18 protein-coding genes are annotated in these 19,934 nt (G+C 68.3%); 17 read left to right on the top strand and 1 reads right to left on the bottom strand.

Going from position 1 to position 19,934, the window contains the following annotated elements; genetic code table 11:
- Nucleotides 1-30: 30 nt before the first annotated feature.
- The 16 genes from cpaB to putA all read left to right on the top strand — a co-directional run bounded on the left by cpaB (nt 31) and on the right by putA (nt 16,777).
- A complete protein-coding gene (cpaB, locus tag GRI40_RS08370) occupies nt 31-978 on the top strand; it encodes a Flp pilus assembly protein CpaB (RefSeq protein WP_202390167.1) in 948 nt (315 codons plus the stop codon).
- Nucleotides 975-2,444, top strand: a complete 1,470-nt coding sequence (locus GRI40_RS08375) for a type II and III secretion system protein family protein (RefSeq protein ID WP_160610898.1) — start codon at nt 975-977, stop codon at nt 2,442-2,444. The genes cpaB and GRI40_RS08375 overlap by 4 nt, the downstream gene beginning before the upstream one ends.
- Complete coding sequence (locus GRI40_RS08380; protein ID WP_160610899.1) at nt 2,434-2,700, top strand: hypothetical protein; 267 nt, start codon at nt 2,434-2,436, stop codon at nt 2,698-2,700. The genes GRI40_RS08375 and GRI40_RS08380 overlap by 11 nt, the downstream gene beginning before the upstream one ends.
- Before the next feature lie 11 nt (nt 2,701-2,711).
- A complete protein-coding gene (locus GRI40_RS08385) occupies nt 2,712-4,361 on the top strand; it encodes a pilus assembly protein TadG-related protein (protein WP_160610900.1) in 1,650 nt (549 codons plus the stop codon).
- Nucleotides 4,358-4,855: a TadE/TadG family type IV pilus assembly protein gene (locus tag GRI40_RS08390; protein WP_337190525.1), complete on the top strand. Its 498-nt coding sequence runs from the start codon at nt 4,358-4,360 to the stop codon at nt 4,853-4,855. Before GRI40_RS08385 ends, GRI40_RS08390 begins: the two co-directional genes overlap by 4 nt.
- Nucleotides 4,852-5,481, top strand: coding sequence for a TadE/TadG family type IV pilus assembly protein (locus tag GRI40_RS08395; RefSeq protein ID WP_160610901.1), 630 nt, complete (start codon nt 4,852-4,854; stop codon nt 5,479-5,481). The genes GRI40_RS08390 and GRI40_RS08395 overlap by 4 nt, the downstream gene beginning before the upstream one ends.
- A gap of 7 nt (nt 5,482-5,488) precedes the next feature.
- Complete coding sequence (locus tag GRI40_RS08400; RefSeq protein ID WP_160610902.1) at nt 5,489-6,682, top strand: CpaE/TadZ family protein; 1,194 nt, start codon at nt 5,489-5,491, stop codon at nt 6,680-6,682.
- 47 nt (nt 6,683-6,729) lie between these two features.
- Nucleotides 6,730-8,079, top strand: coding sequence for a TadA family conjugal transfer-associated ATPase (locus GRI40_RS08405; RefSeq protein ID WP_160611507.1), 1,350 nt, complete (start codon nt 6,730-6,732; stop codon nt 8,077-8,079).
- Nucleotides 8,079-9,080: a type II secretion system F family protein gene (locus GRI40_RS08410; protein ID WP_160610903.1), complete on the top strand. Its 1,002-nt coding sequence runs from the start codon at nt 8,079-8,081 to the stop codon at nt 9,078-9,080. Before GRI40_RS08405 ends, GRI40_RS08410 begins: the two co-directional genes overlap by 1 nt.
- 3 nt (nt 9,081-9,083) lie before the next feature.
- Nucleotides 9,084-10,076: a type II secretion system F family protein gene (locus GRI40_RS08415; RefSeq protein ID WP_160610904.1), complete on the top strand. Its 993-nt coding sequence runs from the start codon at nt 9,084-9,086 to the stop codon at nt 10,074-10,076.
- 2 nt (nt 10,077-10,078) lie between these two features.
- Nucleotides 10,079-10,837, top strand: coding sequence for a tetratricopeptide repeat protein (locus GRI40_RS08420; protein WP_160610905.1), 759 nt, complete (start codon nt 10,079-10,081; stop codon nt 10,835-10,837).
- A gap of 4 nt (nt 10,838-10,841) precedes the next feature.
- Nucleotides 10,842-11,324 (top strand): prepilin peptidase, encoded by a 483-nt coding sequence (locus tag GRI40_RS08425; protein ID WP_160610906.1) that lies wholly within the window; start codon nt 10,842-10,844, stop codon nt 11,322-11,324.
- Entirely contained in the window at nt 11,321-11,911 is a 591-nt protein-coding gene (locus tag GRI40_RS08430; protein WP_160610907.1) for a M23 family metallopeptidase, read from the top strand. The genes GRI40_RS08425 and GRI40_RS08430 overlap by 4 nt, the downstream gene beginning before the upstream one ends.
- A 63-nt stretch (nt 11,912-11,974) precedes the next feature.
- Complete coding sequence (locus GRI40_RS08435) at nt 11,975-12,220, top strand: hypothetical protein (protein ID WP_160610908.1); 246 nt, start codon at nt 11,975-11,977, stop codon at nt 12,218-12,220.
- A 78-nt stretch (nt 12,221-12,298) separates the two neighbouring features.
- Nucleotides 12,299-13,585 (top strand): acyl-CoA dehydrogenase family protein, encoded by a 1,287-nt coding sequence (locus GRI40_RS08440; RefSeq protein WP_160610909.1) that lies wholly within the window; start codon nt 12,299-12,301, stop codon nt 13,583-13,585.
- A 57-nt stretch (nt 13,586-13,642) separates the two neighbouring features.
- On the top strand, nt 13,643-16,777 hold the full coding sequence (gene putA, locus GRI40_RS08445; protein ID WP_160610910.1) for a bifunctional proline dehydrogenase/L-glutamate gamma-semialdehyde dehydrogenase PutA: 3,135 nt from the start codon (nt 13,643-13,645) through the stop codon (nt 16,775-16,777).
- Here putA and GRI40_RS08450 read toward each other — a convergent pair.
- Nucleotides 16,774-17,400, bottom strand: coding sequence for a TetR/AcrR family transcriptional regulator (locus GRI40_RS08450; protein WP_160610911.1), 627 nt, complete (start codon nt 17,398-17,400; stop codon nt 16,774-16,776). The genes putA and GRI40_RS08450 overlap by 4 nt on opposite strands.
- 131 nt (nt 17,401-17,531) lie before the next feature.
- Between GRI40_RS08450 and GRI40_RS08455 the strand changes: the two genes are divergently transcribed.
- Nucleotides 17,532-19,913 (top strand): TonB-dependent receptor, encoded by a 2,382-nt coding sequence (locus GRI40_RS08455; protein WP_160610912.1) that lies wholly within the window; start codon nt 17,532-17,534, stop codon nt 19,911-19,913.
- The last annotated feature ends 21 nt before the right edge of the window (nt 19,914-19,934 follow it).

A 19,934-nucleotide genomic window follows, 5' to 3' on the forward strand; every position in this document is an offset into this window, starting at 1 on the left:
GGCTATGCTGTGCAGGGACGTAATCTAGTTTTGATCGCGCTGGCGGTGGTGATCGGCATTTTCGCCGTCATCCTCGCCAATTCCTATTTCTCCGGCGTCGAGGAAAAGCAGGCCGCGATCGCTGAAGAGCAGCGCCTGGTGCGCATCGTCGTCGCCACGCAGCCGCTCGAATTCGGCGCGCCGTTGACCCAGCAGAACCTCAAGCTCGCCAATTACCCGGCGACAAGCGTGCCCGAAGGCGCGTTCACCTCCATAGCGGAGGCGCTGAAGGACAATCGCGTGGCCCTGCGCCCGATCGTGATCAACGAACCGGTGCTGCGCAGCAAGGTCAGCGGGACCGATGGCCGCGCCACGCTGGCCGCGATCCTGCCCGACGGCTTCCGCGCGATGTCCATTCCCATTTCCAACACCACCGGCGTTTCGGGCTTCGTTCTCCCCGGCACGATGGTGGACGTGATGCTGCTGCGCCAGATCGAAGGCGACGGCGCCACCCAGGCCGACCAGCGCGCCGACATGATCCTGGAAAACGTCCAGGTGCTGGCGATCGACCAGACCGCCAACGACAAGGAAGGCAACCCCATTCCCGGCCGCACGGCGACCGTGGCCGTGACACCCACCGATGCCCAGCGTTTGGCCATGGCCGACCGCATGGGCACCCTGTACCTGACGCTGCGCAAGGTGGAGGCGCAGGCCGGTTCCGCCCCGGCAGAAGGCGAACGCGTCGCCCGCACGATGACCAGTCGCCAGCTGGGCCTGCCGCGCCTGGTGATCGGCGGCCGTTCCGGCGGTGGCGGTGGCGGCGGCGGAGGCGGGGGATCCGCCGCGCCCGCGCCCAGCCTGCCGCAGCTTGCCTCCATCTCTCCGCCCGCGGCGGCGCGCACGCCGTCCGCACCGATCTATACCGGCCCCGCCATGACCGTGGTGCGCGGCACCGAACCGACCAGCTATCAGGTCGGCAGCCTGGGAGGCCCGCGATGAAGACCGCATTCGCCGCAATCGCCGCGATCGCCCTTGCGGGCACGGCGCTGACCGCCGCCCCCGCCGCCGCGCAGGACGGGCTCCACGCCGGTTCGATCGAAGTGCCGGTGAACAAGAGCCAGGTCGTATCCGCCGACCGCGCCATCGCCCGCGCGATGGTGGGTAACGCCGAAGTCGCCGATGTGCTGCCGATCTCCGAACGGTCGGTCTATGTCCTCGGCAAGAAATTCGGCACCACCAGCCTCACCCTCTACGACCGCGCCAACCGCGTGATCGCGGTGATGGACGTGGAGGTTGGCCCCGACGTGGAAGGCCTGCGCACGCAGATGGCCGACCTTGTCCCCGGCCAGCCGATCGAGGCACGCATTTCGGCCGGCAATCTGCTGCTGACCGGCATGGTCAACGATCCCGGCGCCGCCGCGCGCGCCGCGCAGCTGGCCAAGGCATATGCCGGGGACCAGGTCATCAACATGATCACCATCGGCGGCAGCCAGCAGGTGATGCTGGAGGTCAAGTTCGCCGAAGTGAACCGCCAGATCGGCGAAAAGCTGCAGATCAGCGGCTTCGGCATTTCGGACAACGGCACGTTCCGCGGCGCGCTGGGCGAAGGGGCCAGCCTGAATGCCGAAGACGGGCTGAAGCTGGGCGCCATCTCCGATGCGTTCGGCATCATCAGCAAGGCGTTCAGCATCGGATCGCTGAACCTCGACGCCACGCTGGACGTGCTGGAGCGCAAGGGCCTGTCCAAGACCCTGGCCGAACCGACGCTGGTGGCGCTTTCGGGCGAGCGGGCATCGTTCCTGGCCGGCGGCGAGTTTCCCATTCCCGTTGCCCAGAGCAGCGGCGGGGGCGACGGCGGCGGCCAGGCGATCACCGTGGAATTCAAGCCCTTCGGCGTCAGCCTGGGCTTCACCCCCACGGTGCTGGGCGACGGCGTGATCAGCCTGGTGGTGGAACCGGAAGTCAGCTCCATCGATTCCAGCGCCTCGGTCACGGTCAACGGGCTTACCGTGCCGGGCCTGCAGACCCGCCGGGCCAGCACCACGGTGGAACTGCGCGACGGCGAAAGCTTCGCCATCGCCGGCCTGCTGCGCCGGGATTTCCAGACCACGGTCCGCCAGCTGCCCCTGCTGGGCAATATCCCGATCCTGGGCGCGCTGTTCCGTTCCAGCGGGTTCCAGCGCGGCGAGACGGAATTGATGATCGTCATCACCCCGCGCCTGGTCGCCCCGCTGCGGCCCAGCCAGGTGCGCCTGCCGACGGACCGGATCGCCGATCCGCTGCCCAGCGACGTGCTGACGACCGGGGACAGCTATCGCCCGATCCCGCTCGCCCCGCAGCCCGGCGCCATGCCGGTGGATGCGGCATCCGCCGGCGGCGCGCCCATCGCGTCCGCGCCGGCCACCACCCCGCTGCCCGCCGCTGCCCGTGCAGCCACCGGGGAAGGAGACGGATATGACTTCTAGACTGCGCCTGCTGGTGCTGGCCGCCGCGCTGCCGATGATGGCCGCGTGCGAACACAACTATCCCGGCCCCGCCGCATCCAACTTCGGCGATGCCAACCGGATGACGATGGCCGCGCAAGTGGTGAACCCCGATCCGCAGTACGACACGCTGAACCCGCCCACCAGCGGCGAACACGCGGGCCAGGCGGCCGAACGCTATCGCACCGACAAGGTGAAGCAGCCGGTTCGCGAGACCACGTCTTCGGGCCCGAACTAAGGGAGTGAGAAATGAACTGGCGGCCGGGCAATCCATGGCGTGACGAAGGCGGCGCGGTTGCCGCCACCTACGCCATCGCGCTGATGGGCCTGATCGTCGTGGCCGGGGTGGGCTATGACTACAGCCGCATGGTTTCGCTCGACAGCGAATTGCAGAACGCCGCCGACCAGGCCGCCCTCGCCGCCGTGACCCAGCTCGACCGCCAGAGCGGCGCCTGCGAACGCGCATCGAACGCGGCGGTGGGCCTTCTCCGCAACCTCACCATGCTGTCCAACGACGGGCGCGGCAACCAGGTCACCGTCACCGGCGAAACCGCCTGCGATGCCACCGGGACGATCCGGTTCTTCCAGGACAAGGACAAGACGATCCCCGCCCTGACCGACGAAGCCGCCCGCTTCGTCGAAGTGTGGGTCAACCCGCGCGAGGCGTTCTATGCGCTGACCCCGGTGATGGCGAACTTCAACGGGTCAGGCGATCTCCACGCCGCGGCGCTCGCCGGCATGGGTTCGGCGATCTGCCGCGTCCCCCCGCTGATGATCTGCAACCCGGTGGAGCCGGCGGCGAACAAAAACACGATGCTCGATTTCGATGCGGAAAGCCACGTGGGCGACGGCATCAAGCTGGTCGCCAACGACAGCTACACCCCCGGCGCATTCGGCTTCCTGCAGACCGAATTCGGCACCGGCGCCAACGGGCTGCTCGCCGCGCTCGGCTGGGACGTGCGCGGCGGCGACTGCGTCTCGGTCGAAGGGGTGGAAATCAAGAACGGCATGGACGCCAGCGTGCTCGACGGGATCAACGTCCGCTTCGACATTCCGGGGCCCGGGCAGTTCTGCCCTTCCATCGACGGCATCACCGGCGTCTGCTCCCCCTCCGTCAGCGTGCGCAAGGACATGACGCGCAACAATTCCGACAACTGGAAGGTGCACGAAGGCAATAGCGGGAACTTCAATACCGAGGCCTACCGCCCGACTGCGGCGGCGACCTACGATGCGCTGTACGGCGCCGGCACCACGCCCCTCATCATGGGGCATCCGCGCGACCTGTGCCATGCGTGGAGCAACAACGGCAACTGCGCCAACGGCCGCACCGGCGACGGGCAGTGGGACATCAACGCTTACTGGCGATCGAACTTCGGCGGATCGAACTACGGCTCGCAGATCGACCCCAGCGTCTATGGCCCGTTCCCGCCGGGACAGGGCTATCCTTCCCGCTACCAGGTCTATCGCTGGGAGGCGGACCAGCTGCTGGCCGAAAGCCTCTATGGCATGGGGATCAAGGACGCCGGCGGCGGCCAGAAAGCCTATGCCCAGCCGCAGGAGGGGCATTCCCTTGCGCTCGACGAAGCGCCCTGGGGCCTGGTGCCCGGCAGCGGGCTCGACCGGCGCCGGATCAGCGTGGCGGTGCTGAACTGCAACGCCCTGCGGGCCAAGTACGGCAACAGCCTCAACAACCGCGAGCTGGAGGTGCCGACCTGGATCGACGTGTTCCTGGTCGAACCGTCGCAGAGCCGCGGCAAGTGCCAGGGCAAGGACTGCAACACCGTCTACACCGAAAAGTTCGACGTGTACGTCGAGCTGATCGAACGGACCGACATCGGCGGGGACAACGGCTCCGCCGCGCAGACGATACGGCGCGACGTGCCGTACCTGATCCAGTGACCCGCCGCTTCCGCCTCTTGGGCTGCGAAAGCGGGGCCGCGGCGGCGGAGCTCGCGCTGTGCCTCCCGATGGTCATGGCGCTGATGTTCGGCAGCTTCGAAGGCGGCAACTACATGCTGACCGAACACAAGGTCATCAAGGGCGTCCGCGAAGGCGCGCGCTATGCCGCCCGCCTGCCGTTCGCGCACTTCGATTGCTCCAGCGGCGCTGTCTCCAACGCCGATGTGGAGGAAGATATCATCAACGTCACCCGAACGGGCCAGGCCGGGACCGGCGGCGCAGTGCGCGTCAGCGGGTGGGACGCGGCGGAAGTGAACGTGTCGGTCAGTTGCGACGACACGTGGAACAGCGGCCTGTACCGCGATTACGGCACGGCCCCGCGCGTCCTCGTATCCACCACGGTTCCCTATCCGTCGATCCTGGGCACACTGGGCTTCGACACCAGCGGGGCGGTCGTGCGTGCGCAGGCCCAGGCGGCGGTGATGGGGGTATGAGGCTGCACCGCTTCCTCGCCCGTTTCCTGCGCGACCGCAGCGCGGCGTCGGCGGCCGAATTCGCGCTCGTCCTGCCGCCGTTCCTCCTGTTCCTGCTGGGCACGTTCGACGTCGGCCGGTTCATCTGGTTCGTGAACGAAAACGAGAAAGCCGCCCAGATCGGCGCCCGCTGGGCCGTCGCCACCAACTTCATCTGCGACGGGGTCGAGAACTGGAGCTTTGCCGTCCAGCAGAGCCCGCCGATCCTGCAGGGCGATACCGTCCCGCAGTCGGTGTTCCCGGGTGTCGCCTTCGCCGGCGGCAGCGCGACGGCCTGCACCTGCGCGCCGGGGGGCACCTGTTCCTTCCCGCTGACCGCGGACACCGCGGCGTTCAGCACGCTCGTGGGCCGCATGCAGGAGATCCAGCCGAGGCTGAGCGCCGACGACGTGAGCGTCGATTATGCCTGGTCCGGCCTTGGTTATTCCGGCGATCCCAACGGGCCCGACGTTGCGCCGATCGTCACGGTCCGGATCGACAATCTCGATTTCCGCCCCCTGTTCCTCGCGGGGCTCATCAGCCTGGGCATTCCTGGCGCGCAGTATTCGCTCACTATGGAAGACGGCGACGGCACGTACGCCAACTAGGACCGACATGACCAACATGACCTCAGCATTCCGTTCGATGAAGCGCACGTCGCAGGCCTTTCCCGCAGGCGTGGTTATCGTCGTGGCCCCGCCGTTCGCGGCGGCACTGCGCGCAGGGGAAGGCGCGAGCCCGCTGGCCGACGCGGTCGTGCTCGAGCTCGATCCCGCCGCTCCGCTGGAATTGTCCGGGCTGGGCAACGCGCCCGTCGCGGTGGTGGAGGTCGATCCCGGAAGCGAGCCGTCGGTTTCGCGGATCATGGGCCTGCGCCTGCGCTACCCGGACCTGCCGGTCATCGCCGCGCTCGCCCGCGCCGACATCGCGACCACGCGGATGCTGGTGCGCGGCGGCATCCGGGACGTCGCCCAATTGCCCTTCGACCTCGACGATCTCGCCGCCCAGGTGATGGATGTCGCGGCAGAGCAGGCGAGCGCACCCGGCCGGGCGAGCGCGTGCCCGCTGGTAGCCGTCATCGGCGCCACGGGCGGCTGCGGCGCGACCAGCGTGCTCACGCACCTCGCCGCGGCGATGGCGAAAGCTAATCCCGGCAGCCGCGGGGTGTGCCTGATCGATCTGGACCTCCAAAAGGGCACGGCCGCATCGTTCCTGGGCATCGAGCCGCAGGCGACGATCCAGGCCCTGATCGAGGCGGGCGGACGGCTCGACCGCGACCTGATGATGAGCGCGGTGACCGACAGCGGCCGCGGTTTCAGCTTCATCGCCGCGCCCGACGCCATCGCGCCGATCGACCGGCTGGATGTCGATCACCTGCTGGCCATCGTCACCCAGGCGCGGGCGGAGTTCGATTACGTCCTCATCGACCTGCCCCCGCTGTGGGCGGACTGGACCCTGTCGCTGATCAACTGGACCGACAATGTCGTCCTCCTGACCGACACCGCCATTTCGAACCTGCGCCAGGCGAAGCGCACCGCCAGCCTGCTTTCGAGCGTGGACGTGCCGGCGGAGCGGGTTTCGCTGGTGATCAACCGGATGGAACGCAAGCTGTTCGGCTCCACCAAGGTGGCGGAAATCGCCCGCGCCCTGGGCCGCGGCGATATCGTCACCATCGCCGATGCCGGCCCCGCCCTGCGCTCGGCCCAGGACCAGGGCGCATTGCTCCCGGCGATCCAGGGCAAGACGAAGTTCGGCGCCGATATCGAGCGGCTTGCGGACCACATCATCCAGGGGGCGACCCGCTCGTGAGCCCGTGGACACTCCGCAAGCCGACACGGATCGCGCCGGAACCGGAGATGCCGCAGCCGGCCGCCCATCCGGCGCAGGCGCAGACCCACGCGCTCGTCCCCGCCACGGCCGAACATCGGGCGGCCGACCGCAAGCTGTCGCTCAAGGTCTCTATCCACCGCGCCCTCCTCGACAAGATCAATCTTGCCGCGCTGGACCAGTTGCCGCGCGCGCAGATCGAGCACGAAATCCGCGAGATCGTGCAGGAACTGCTGCAGGAACGGCGCGAGGCGCTGAACGCGGCGGAACGCGACGAGCTGACCAAGGAAGTGCTCGACGAACTGCTGGGCCTCGGCCCGCTCGAGCCCCTGCTGAAGGACGACGGGATCACCGACATCCTGGTGAACGGGCACCAGACCGTGTTCGTCGAACGTGGCGGCGTGCTGGAGCGCGTGCCCACGCGTTTCCAGGACGAAAAGCACCTGCTGCGCATCATCCAGAAAATCGTCAGCGCGGTCGGGCGCCGGATCGACGAAAGCTCGCCATTCGTCGACGCGCGCCTTGCCGACGGTTCGCGTGTCAACGCGATCATCGCGCCGCTGGCGATCGACGGTTCACTGCTGTCGATCCGCAAGTTCGCCAAGAAGCCGATCGGGATCGAGCGCCTGATCGAGCTTGGCAGCGTCCCCGAACCGATGGCCCGCGTGATGCACGCCATGGTCGGCACCCGGCGGAACGTGCTGATCTCGGGCGGGACGGGTTCGGGCAAGACGACCCTGCTGAACGCCATGTCGTCCTATATCGACGAGCGCGAGCGGATCGTCACGATCGAGGATTCGGCGGAACTCCAGCTTCAGCAGGAACACGTCGCCCGCCTGGAAACACGCCCCGCCAACATCGAAGGCCGGGGCGAAGTCAGCCAGCGCGACCTGGTCAAGAACGCCCTGCGCATGCGGCCGGACCGCATCATCATCGGCGAAGTCCGCGCCGGCGAGGCGTTCGACATGCTCCAGGCGATGAACACCGGTCACGACGGATCGATGACCACGGTGCACGCGAACACCCCGCGCGACGCGCTGAGCCGCATCGAGCAGATGATCGGCATGAGCGGGATCGAAATCTCGCCCGCGTCCGCCCGCGCGCAGATCGCCTCCGCCATCGACGTCGTAGTCCAGGTGGCGCGCCTTGCGGACGGGCGGCGGCGCGTGATCAGCCTGGCCGAGGTAACCGGCATGGAAAGCGCGACCATCACGATGCAGGAAATCTTCCGCTTCAAGGTGACCGGCCGGACCGAAAGCAACGAAGTCATCGGCCATTTCGAGGCGACCGGCATCCGGCCCAAGCTGCTGCAGGACGCCGCGGCCAACGGGTTCGACCTGCCAGCAGATCTTTTCCGCCCGGAACTGACGTTCTCCTGATGCTCGAACCGCTTCTCCGCATACTCGTCCTGCTCGCGATCTTCGCGTCGGTCTTCCTGTTGTCGCAGGTGGTGCTGGGCGCATTCTGGCGGAACCGCGCCCGGGTGGCGGCGGTCAACAAGCGGCTGCAGCTTCTGCGCCAGGGGGCCGACCGGGTGGAGATCGCCGCCCAGCTCCGCAAGAACGCGATCAGCGACTTTGAAGAATTCCCCGGACCGATCGCCTCGGTCCTGCGCAGCCTGCAGCGGGCGCTGTTCGCCGCGGCGGTGCCGCTGAGCGTGGGCCAGCTCCTGTTCTGGATGGCGGTCGGTTTCACCCTGGTGAGCGTGGTGCTGCTGCTCGGCGCATCCTTCGCCGGGTTCCCGCTGACGGCCGGGGTGTTCCTGCTCGCCTTCGCGCTCGCCTTCGCGATGGCCGCGGGGCTGCCGGTGATCATCATCAACATGATCGGGCAGCGCCGGCGCAAGAAGATGGAGCAGCAGTTCCCGGTGTCGATCGACATCTTCGTGCGGGCGCTTCGGTCGGGCCACCCGGTTGCCGGCGCGATCACCCTGCTTACGACCGAGATGGAAGACCCCATCGGCAGCGAATTCGGCCTCGTCTCCGACGAGGTCGCCTACGGCGCCGACCTGACCGATGCGCTCGACGCGATGGCCGAACGCTGGGACATGGAAGACATCCGCATGTTCGTCGTCAGTCTGGCCGTGCAGAGCGAGACGGGCGGCAACCTCGCCGAAATCCTCGAAAACCTTTCCACCATCATCCGCGCGCGGGCGAGCCTATACCTCAAGGTCCGCTCGCTCAGCTCCGAAGGGCGAATGACCGGGTGGATCCTCACCGTCCTGCCGGTGATCACGTTCGTCGGCATGTTCTTCGTCAATCCGGCGTTCTACCTCGACGTGGCGGGCGATCCGATCTTCATGTTCGGCCTGCCCACGATGATCGTCTGGTACTTCATCGGCGTCTTCTGGATCCGCAAGCTCGTGGACATCAAGGTTTAGGTCATGATTGAACTCGCCGCCCAGGACTCGACGGTCCGCGCGCTCCTGCTTCTCGGCATTTTCGGGATCGTCGCCGGGCTTTCGCTCCTGGCCCTGTTCTACGGCAACCGCCGCATCGCCGTGCGCGGCCAGCTCGACCAGCTCTCGGCCAAGGGCATCATGCTGGGAGAAACGATCGGCAGCTCGCACACCGAAAGCCTGCGCACCCGCGAAGCGCAGACCGCGTGGGCCCGGCTCGCCGCCGCGGTGGAGCGTGCCGGCCTCAACCTGACCGACACCAAGAGCGAGCGGCTGAGTTCGCTGCTGCGCCAGGCCGGCTTCCCCTCGCCCGCCGCACCGCGCGTCTTCACGCTGGTGCGGCTGGGGATGATCTTCGTCCTGCCCCTGCTCTATGTCGTCATCGCGTTTTCGGGCGACGATCCGCCGTCGTTCCTGAAGACGTATCTTGTGGGCTCAGTGCTCGCCCTGATCGGGCTCTACCTGCCCAATCTCTACATCCGGGCGCGGGCGGACCGGCGCAAGGAAGCCATCATCAACGGATTTCCGGACTGCCTCGATCTCCTGCTCGTCTGCGTGGAATCCGGCCTGGGGCTGGAAGCCGCGATGGACCGGGTGGGGCGCGAGATGGTGAATTCGCATCCGCTGGTCGCCGAGCTGCTGATGATCACGGTGCTGCAATTGCGGGCCGGCGCGACGCGCGACGAGGCGTTCCGGAAGCTCGCGGACGCGTCGGCGGTGGACGAGATTCGCGCCTTCACCACGCTCATCATCCAGTCCGACAAGCTGGGCACCAGCGTCGCCAACACCTTGCGGGTCTATGCCGCCGAAATGCGCGAGAAGCGCCAGATGCGGGCCGAGGAGAAAGCGCACCGGTTGCCGGTGCTCATCTCCATCCCGCTGGTCGCCTGCATGCTGCCGACGATGATCGGCACGCTGATGCTGCCGGCCGCGGTGCTGATGGTTCGCAAGATCTTCCCGATGATGACTGGAGGCTGACGATGACACGTTCTCTGCGCCGCACCACTGCCGCCGCTTCGCTCGCCACGCTCGCGCTCGCGCTGGGCGGCTGCCAGGCGCTGGGCATCGGCGGAAACCGCATGGCGAGCGCGCCGGCCGCCGATGGGGAGATCGCCGCGCCGTTCGATTTCGGCGCCGAGCAACTGGCCGAAGGGCGCGAGGCGCTCCGCAAAGGGCATATCCCGGTGGCAATCGATTCGTTCATGCTCGCAAAGTCATTCCAGGAACATGCGCCGGCGGCCTACAACGGGCTCGCGGTGGCCTACAGCCGTCTGGGGCGCGAGGACCTGGCGGAGCGGTTCTTCCTGACAGCGGTCGCGCTTTCGCCCGAAGACAGCCGCTATCGATCAAACCTGGCGCTGTTCTATGTCCGCAGCGGCATTCCGCGCGTCGGCCAGGCGGCGCTTGCCGCGGCCGCGCCCGCCGCTACCCCCGCGCCCGCGCCCGCGCCAGACGTGCTGGTGGCGGAGACAACGGTTGTAAGCCCTGTCGTGCGCCAGCTGGCCGGCGGGATATCGGTGCAGGCGCCGCCCCGCCGAATCCAGCGCGTGTCTGCGGCGGAAGTCACGATCCGCGCCGCGGAGCCGGGCGCGCCCGCCCTGGCCACCAACCAGCGCCGCGCGGTGATCGAAGTCGGCGCCCGGTCGGCGCGCCCCGCGGTGCGCACGGTCACGGTGGCCAGCGTGCGGCCGGCGGCGCGCGTGCAGACATACCCGATCCGCATCCCGCTCGGCGAGTGACCGGGTGATCGCGCCGGAACTCTGGACAATGCCGTCGGTGCTGTTTCTCGTCGCGCTTGCGGGCGTCGTGGGCATGGCGGCCTATACCGACGTGACGCAGCGGCGCATCCCCAACTGGCTGTGCGGCGTCAACCTGGCCCTGGGCCTGGCATTTGCCTGGGTGCAGGCCGGCTGGCCCGGCATGGGCTGGGCTGCGCTCCATGCGGTGATCGCCCTTCTCGTGACGATGGGCCTGTTCGCGGCCCGCGTCATCGGCGCGGGGGATGCCAAGTTCTACGCGTCCATGGCGGCCTGGCTTCCCGTGACCGCCGGTCTTCGCCTGCTGGTCTCGGTGGCGCTGGCCGGGTTGCTCCTGCTGATTGTCTTCTTCGCGGTGCGCTTGCGCGGGCGCGCCAACCGCCCGGCCGACCGCGAGTCGCCCTTCGCCAAGCTGCCTTACGGCGTGGCCATCGGCATCGGCGGCCTCGTCGCCGTGCTCGCGCAATGAGGCGTGCGCACGCCTTGTCGCTGCTGGTGGCGACGGGGTGCATGGCGATCGCCGCGCCCGCCCGCGCCGAAGACAGCGCGCAAGACCCCGCCTATGCCCCCGCCGTCATCACGGTCAGCAAGGCGAGCGACGCGCTTGGCGCCCCTATCGAGCTGCGGCCCCGCGCGACGGCGAGCGCGCCCGTCGCCGGCGCGATCTCCCGCCCCGACCGCCTGCCGCTGACCGGGCGCACCGCCCTCACCAGCCGCTTCGGCATGCGGGCGCATCCGGTGCTGGGCGGTTATCGCATGCACAGCGGCGTCGATCTCGCCGCATCCACCGGAACGCCCGTGATCGCGACGGCGGACGGGGTGGTGTCGTTCGCCAACTGGGCAGGCGGCTATGGCCTGCTGGTGACGCTGGAGCATGGCGGCGGACTGCAGACGCGGTTCGGCCACCTGTCGCGGCTCATGGTCAGTCCGGGTCAGCGCGTATCGCGCGGCCAGCTCGTCGGCCTAGTCGGTGCGACCGGCAGGACCACCGGGGCCCATCTCCATTACGAAATGCGGCGCAACGGCCAGGCCGTGAACCCTCTCGCCGGGCACTGACATTGGCCGCGCCGGGGCCACGGCTTAACCGTATAGCAACCTCCTTGCGGCACGAACGGACCCATGACGGGTTCTCTATCCTCGATGCTGGAAGTGCTCCTGAAACTCGGCGGGGTCGCACTCGTCTTCAATGAAATCCGCGGCCTGATCCTCGCCGCCCCCGTGCTGTGGGCAATGTACGAATCGGGCGGGACCTGGATGGCGATCTGGCTCGGCATCTGCTCGCTTGGCGGAATTGCCGTGTCCGTGATCGTGCCGCTGATCGTGGCGCGCACCGTGCGCAAGCGGATGCGCCCCGCCACCGCCTGATCGCGCCGTGCCTGCCTGCGGCGGGCACCTTGCATAACCGCCACCACGCGTTCAGCCTCTCCCGACGGGAGATGCCGCATGGATTTCACGATACCCGCCGCGCTCGAGGCCTATTACGCCGAGCTCGAAGCGTTCATCGCGCGCGAGATCGAGCCGCTTGTCGCAGCCGACGATAACGTGCGCTTCTTCGATCATCGCCGCGAATGGGCGCGCACCGACTTCGAAAGGGATGGCTTGCCCCGGCCCCAATGGGAAGCGCTGCTGCAGCGGGCGCGCAAGGCGGCGGATGCCGCCGGGCACTGGCGCTTTTCCGCGCCCGCGGCCTATGGCGGCAAGGACGGTTCCAACCTGTGGATGGCGGTGATCCGCGATCGCTTCGCCGCGCGGGGGCTGGGCCTCCACAACGACCTGCAGAACGAACACTCGATCGTCGGCAACTTCCCGTTCGTGGCGATGTTCGACCAGTTCGGCACCGAGGCGCAGAAGCAGGAATTCATCCACGGCGGTTTCGAAGGCACCCGGCGCGTGGCCTTCGGGCTGACGGAACCCGACCACGGCAGCGACGCGACATGGATGGAAACCCGCGCCGTGAGGGAAAGCCGCGACGGCGTGGCGGGCTGGCGGATCGACGGGGAGAAGATGTGGATCACCGGCATGCACGTCGCCACGCATTGCGCCACCTTCGCCCGCACCAGCGGGGCTGACGGTTCGGCGGGTGGCATCACCTGTTTCCTGGTGCCCAATCCCACGCCGGGCCTCACGATCGAGGAATGGATGTGGACCTTCAACATGCCCACGGACCATCCGCGCCTCTCGTTCGCGGGGGTCTGGGTGCCGGACAGCGCCATCCTGGGGCAGGAAGGCCGCGGGCTGAGCCTGGCGCAGAGCTTCGTTCACCAGAACCGCATTCGCCAGGCCGCCAGCAGCCTTGGCGCGGCGACCTATTGCGTGGAGGAAAGCGTGCGTTACGCGCGCAGCCGCAAGCCGTTCGGCAAGCCGCTTGCCGAAAACCAGGCGATCCAGTTCCCCCTGGTCGAGCTTGCCACCCAGATCGAGATGCTGCGCACGCTGATCTACAAGACCGCGTGGGAGATGGACCGCATTCCCCACAAGGCCATCGAACACGCGCTGTCCGACAGGATTTCGATGTGCAACTACTACGCCAACCGGCTGGTCTGCGATGCCGCCGACCGCGCGATGCAGGTCCACGGCGGTATCGGCTATTCCCGGCACAAGCCGTTCGAGCACATCTACCGCCACCACCGCCGCTACCGCATCACCGAGGGCGCGGAGGAGATCCAGATGCGCAAGGTGGCCGCTTACCTGTTCGGCTTCGTGGGGCCGCGAAAGGAACGGTTCGGCTGACCCATCCCGGCTGCCGTGCGTCTTGATTGGAAGTGCAACCGGGTGCAGGGGCATGCCATGCCCTCCCCCGCGCCCGGCGCCTCCGCCATCGACCGCCAGACCATGCGCCTCGCCTACCGTCAGGAGGAAGAGGCCTGCATCGCAGAACGCATCCGCATGGCCGCGCCAGCGCAGGCCGTTCATCCGCAAGCGGCGCGTATCGCGGGGCGACTGATCGAAGGGGCCCGCGCGCGCAAGGCCAGCGGGCTCGACGCGTTTCTCCAGACATACGGCCTCGATACGGAGGAAGGCATCGCGCTGATGTGCCTTGCCGAAGCGCTGCTGCGCGTGCCCGATACCGCCACCGCGGATGCCCTGATCAAGGACAAGATCGGCGACATCGACTGGGGCGATCACCTGGGCGAATCGAGTTCGACCTTCGTCAACGCGGCCACGTTCTCGCTGATGCTGACCGGCGAGGTGCTGGACCCGCCCGAAGCGCACCAGCGCGGCATGGGCGCGACGCTGCGGCGCGCGATGGGCCGGCTGGGTGAACCGGTGATCCGCACGGCGACGCTCCAGGCGATGAAGATCCTCGGCGGCCAATTCGTCTTCGGCCGCACGATCGACGAGGCGCTGAAGCGGGCCGCGCCGGAACGCGCCCGCGGCCTGACGCACAGCTTCGACATGCTGGGCGAAGCGGCGATGACCTTCGCCGACGCCGAACGCTACCGCGCCAGCTACGAAGCGGCGATCGCGCGCCTCTCGCGCGAGACGGCGCAGGGGTGGGAACGGTCGCCGGGCATCTCGGTGAAGCTGTCGGCGCTCTATCCCCGCTACGATTTCCTCCACGCCGATGCCGCGAAAGCCGCGCTGGTGCCGATGCTCCGCGATCTGGCGGGCAAGGCGCGCGACGGGGGCATGCACTTCACCATCGACGCCGAAGAGGCCGAGCGGCTGGAACTGTCGATGGACATCATCGAGACGCTCGTCGCAGACGACAGCCTGTTCACGCGGGCGGACGGCGGCGCGTGGGGCGGCTTCGGGCTGGCCGTGCAGGCGTACCAGAAACGTGCCGTCTTCGTCTGCGACTGGGTGGCGAAGCTCGCCCGGCGGCACGGGCGGCGCCTGTTCGTCCGGCTGGTGAAGGGCGCGTACTGGGATACCGAGATCAAGCTGAGCCAGGTCGGCGGCTATCGCGATTATCCCGTGTTCACCCGCAAGGTGGCGACCGACGTGTCCTACCTCGCCTGCGCCGCAAAACTGCTGGAATCGGCGGACGCGATCTACCCCGCGTTCGCCACGCACAACGCCTACACCATCGGCGCGATCAAGGCGCTGGCCGGCGACCGCGCGTTCGAATTCCAGCGCCTTCACGGCATGGGCGAAGACGTCTTCGCCGAACTCGCCCGCAGCGAAGGCAACGCGCCCACGCCGGTGCGGATCTACGCGCCGGTCGGCGGGCACAAGGACCTGCTGGCCTATCTCGTCCGGCGCCTGCTGGAGAACGGGGCGAACTCCAGCTTCGTCAACCGCATGGCGGATGCGGCCGTTCCGGTGAGCGACCTCACCGGCGATCCCGTGGCGGAGCTCGCCGCCCTGTCGCCGCGCCGCAATCCGGCGATCCCGCTGCCGACGGCAATCTTCGGGAGCCGTTCGAACAGCGCCGGGGTGGACCTGGCCGACCCGCTGGTGCGCGAACCCCTTCTGGCCGAGCTCGCCCGCCTCGAAGACCGCTCCTGGACTGCCGAGCCGACCTTTCCGCATCGCGACCCGGGCGAGATCGCACCGATCACCTCGCCCCAGGATACGTCCCGCCAGGTGGGCACGCGGCGCGACGCGACGGCGGTGGAGGTGGCCGAGGCGATCGGCCGGGCCGAGGCGATCCAGCCGGGCTGGAACGCGCTGGGCGGAGAGAAACGCGCCCTGCTGCTGGAGGCAGCGGCAGACGCGTTCGAGGCGCACACCGCCGAATTCATCAGCCTGTGCCAGCGCGAAGCCGGCAAGACCCTGGTCGACGCCGTGCTGGAGTTGCGCGAAGCGGTCGATTTCCTGCGGTTCTATGCCGGGGAGGCGCGCCGCCTGTTCGCCGCGCCGATGCCGCTCCCCGGCCCGACCGGGGAGGAAAACCGCCTGACCCTGGCGGGCCGCGGCGTCTTCGCCAGCATCAGCCCGTGGAATTTCCCGCTGGCGATCTTCATCGGCCCTGCCGCCGCGGCGCTGGCTGCTGGCAACACGGTGATCGCCAAGCCGGCGGAGCAGACGCCGCTGATCGCCGCGCTCGCGGTGCGCCTGTGCCATGAGGCCGGGATTCCCGAAGAGGTGTTCCAGCTTCTCCCCGGGGCGGGCGAGGTGGGGCAGACCATCACCTCCGACGTGCGGATCGCAGGGGTCGCTTTCACCGGTTCCACCCAGACCGCGCAGGCGATCAACCGCAGCCTTGCGGCGCGCGACGCGCCGATCGCCACGCTCGTGGCCGAAACCGGCGGACAGAACGCGATGATCGTCGACAGCTCCGCCCTCCCCGAACAGGTAACGCGCGACGTGGTGGCGAGCGCATTCCAGAGCGCCGGCCAGCGATGCAGCGCGCTGCGCGTCCTCTATGTGCAGGACGATGTCGCCGATGCCATGATCGAGATGATCAAGGGCGCTTTCGCCGCGCTGGTGATCGGCGATCCGCTGGCGATCGACACCGATGTCGGCCCGGTGATCGACGAGGACGCGCGCAGCCAGCTGGAACGGCACGTCGCCAGGCGCCAGACCGAAGGGCGCCCCGTCTGGCGGCGCGGACTGCCCGAACAGGCGCGGGGCGGCTGCTTCGTCGCGCCCACGATCATCGAAATCGCATCGATCCGCGACCTGGCGCGCGAGAACTTCGGGCCCGTGCTCCACGTGGCGCGGTTCGCCGCGGGAGAGCTCGAACAGGTGATCGCGGATATCAACGCCACCGGATACGGGCTGACGCTGGGCCTGCACAGCCGCATTGCCGAGACGCGCCGCACGGTGGAACGCCTGGCCCGGGTGGGCAACCTCTACGTCAACCGCAACCAGATCGGGGCGGTGGTGGAAAGCCAGCCGTTCGGGGGCGAAGGCCTGTCGGGCACCGGCCCCAAGGCCGGCGGGCCGCATTATGTCCTGCGCTTCGCCACCGAACGCGTCGTGTGCATCGACACGACCGCTGCGGGCGGCAACGCGAGCCTGCTGGCGAGCTAGCGCGCGGCCATGCCGTCGCGCAGCAGGGCAGCGACGGTGGCGGCGATCTCCTCGGCGGGCCGGCTTTCGTCCCATACGCCGTAGCGCAGGCCCAGGAACACGTTCGCGCCCATGATCGCCCAGCCGCGCACTTCGTTGTCGCCGGGCACCAGCTCGCCGGCTTTCTCCGCATCGTCGAGGCGCGCGGCGATGCGGCGGGCGGCGCCTTCGTAGTGCGCGCGGTAGCTGGCCGGATCAGCGAATTCGGCTTCGTCGATGATGCGGTAGATTTCCTTGTGGCTCCGCGCGAAGTCGAGGAAGGCGGTGAGCACTTCCTGTTCCCGCGCAACCCCGGTCACGCCTTGGGGCATGGCGGCCGCGGCCGCGTCTGCGACCGCCTGGCTCATGTCCCGGACCAGGGCTGAGAAGATCGCCTCCTTGCTGTCGAAGTAGGTATAGAAGCTGCCGAGAGCCGTGCCGGCGCGGCGGGTGATTCCGCTGATCGAGGCGGCATGGAACCCCAGATCGCCGAATTCCTTGGCCGCCGCGTCCAGCAGCTTGCGCAGCGTTTCACGGCCGCGCGCTGTGCGGGGCTCCTTGCCCGGGCTGGCGGCGCTCGACGTGGCGGCTTCGGTTGTGTCCATCGCGCAACGCTATGGCGAGAAGAGGCCGCACGCAACGAAAAAAGTTGAAGGGTGGTTCAGGTTTCAATAGAGTGCTGTTGAAATAAGGGTGACGCGGCAATTGGCTGCGCGCCGCGCAGGAGAGAAAATCCATGATCCGCACGTTCCACCGCGCCAGCCGCATCGCTCTCGCCACATCGATTGCGCTGGGCGCATACGCCGTGCCGGCAGCCGCGCAGGACCTGCCGAACACCCCGGACACCGGGGCGGCAGAAGCCGAAGTCGCGACCGACGAGGGCGCGATCGTCGTCACGGCCCGCCGGCGTGAGGAAAACCTGGTCGACGTGCCGATCGCGGTCACGGCCTACAGCGGCGACGCGCTCGCCCAGGCCGGCGCCATCGACATCACCGACATCGGCCAGACCACGCCCAACACCACGCTCGAGGCGAGCCGCGGGACCAACTCCACCCTCACCGCATTCATCCGCGGCGTGGGCCAGCAGGACCCTGTCTCGGGCTTCGAACAGGGCGTCGGCATCTACCTCGACGACGTGTACCTCAACCGCCCGCAGGCGGCCGTGCTCGACATCTACGACGTGGAGCGGATCGAGGTGCTGCGCGGCCCGCAGGGCACGCTCTACGGCCGTAACACGGTCGGCGGCGCGGTGAAGTACGTCACCCGCATGCTGCCGCAGGACCCGTCGCTCAACATCCGCGCAACCTACGGCACCTACAACCAGCTTGACGGTGTGATCAGCGGCTCGGTCCCGGTGAACGACATCATCCGGGTCGGCGCCGCCGTCGCCCGCCTGACGCGTGACGGGTTCGGCAAGAACCTCACCACCGGGCTCGACAACTACGACAAGAACGTCTGGGCCGCGCGCGGCACGCTCGAAATGGGCGGCTATGGCGAACCGGTCCTCGTCCGCATTTCGGGCGACTACACCAAGGACAAGAGCAATCCGCGCGGCGGCCACCGCCTGATCCCGGGCCTGCTGAACGGGGCGCCCGTGCTCGACGACGTGTACGACACCCGCGGCGGGCTCAACGATCCGGAACAGGATATCGAGGCCTACGGGCTGGCGATGAACATCAGCGTGGACCTGTCGGACGCGCTGACGCTCCGCTCGATCAGCGCCTGGCGCAAGGACTACACCGCCACGCCGATCGACTTCGATGCGCTGCCGGCGGTCGACGTGGACGTTCCCGGCATCTACGCCAACGAACAGATCAGCCAGGAACTGCAGCTGCTCTACGGCCAGGGTCCGATCTCGGCGCTGGTCGGGCTGTACTACCTCGATGCCAAGGCAGACACCTTGTTCGACGTGCGGCTGTCGACCACGCTCAACGGCTTCACCGCCTTTACCGAGGCGAACGTCGACACCGAAACCTACGCGATCTTCGCGGACGCGACCTTCGACATCACCGACCAGCTCAGCCTGTCGGTCGGCGGCCGCTACACCTGGGATACCCGGACCGCGGAAATCCTGCGGCAGAGCTATCTCGGCGGCGGGTCGCCCACGTTCGGCGGCCTTGGCATCCCGGTCGGCGCGCCCGGCACCAACTTCTCCGGCAGCCGCGACTTCAACAAGTTCACGCCGCGCGCTTCGCTCAGCTTCAAGCCGACGCCGGACCACAACCTCTACGCAAGCTTCAGCCAGGGCTTCAAGGGCGGCGGGTTCGATCCGCGCGGGGTCGGCACCAATGCCCCGGCCGCCATTCCGGGCCGGCCAACCGACGAGGAAGTCACCGCGTTCCTCAGCTTCGCGCCGGAGCAGGTCGACAGCTACGAAGTGGGCTACAAGGGCAACCTGCTAGGCGGTGCGGTGTACTTCGCGCTGGCCGGTTTCTACGCCGACTACACCGACGTGCAGATCCCCGGCTCGGTCGGCTGCACCACGTTCGTCAACGGCCAGCCGGTGCAGAGCTTCTGCGGCATCGTGTCGAACGCCGGCAAGGCGACCTTCAAGGGTGTCGAGCTGGAAACGACCGCGCGCCTCGCCCAGGACCTGATGGCCGCCGGCGACCGGCTGACCTTCGCGGGGTCGCTCGGCTACATCGACGCGCAGTACAAGCAGTACATCACCAACATCGGCGGCGTGCCGACCGACGTCGCCGACTTCCGCGAAGTCCAGAACACGCCCAAGTGGACGGCCAGCGGCACGCTCGGCTATTCCACCCCGGTGGGCGATGGCGACGTGTCGTTCAGCACGACCCTTTCGTACCGTTCGAAGACCTACCAGTTCGAAATCCCGAACCCGTACATCGACCAGGAGGGCTACGCCCTGCTCGACGCCAACCTGGTCTACAACGCGCCTGACAAGCGCTGGTCGATCGGCATCCACGGCCGCAACCTGACCGACAAGGAATACAAGACCAGCGGTTATACCTTCATCGGCGCCAACGCGGTCACGGGCCAGATCCCGCTTGCCGCGAACGGTTACCCGGCTCCGACGCTGGGCCGCGAAGGCACGCTGACGGCATTCTACGGCAGCCCGCGCCAGATCTTCGTGACCGGCTCGGTTAAGTTCTGACGGACGGAATTTCCGGTTGAA

The organism is Tsuneonella aeria, from assembly GCF_009827495.1.
Classification (GTDB): domain Bacteria; phylum Pseudomonadota; class Alphaproteobacteria; order Sphingomonadales; family Sphingomonadaceae; genus Tsuneonella; species Tsuneonella aeria.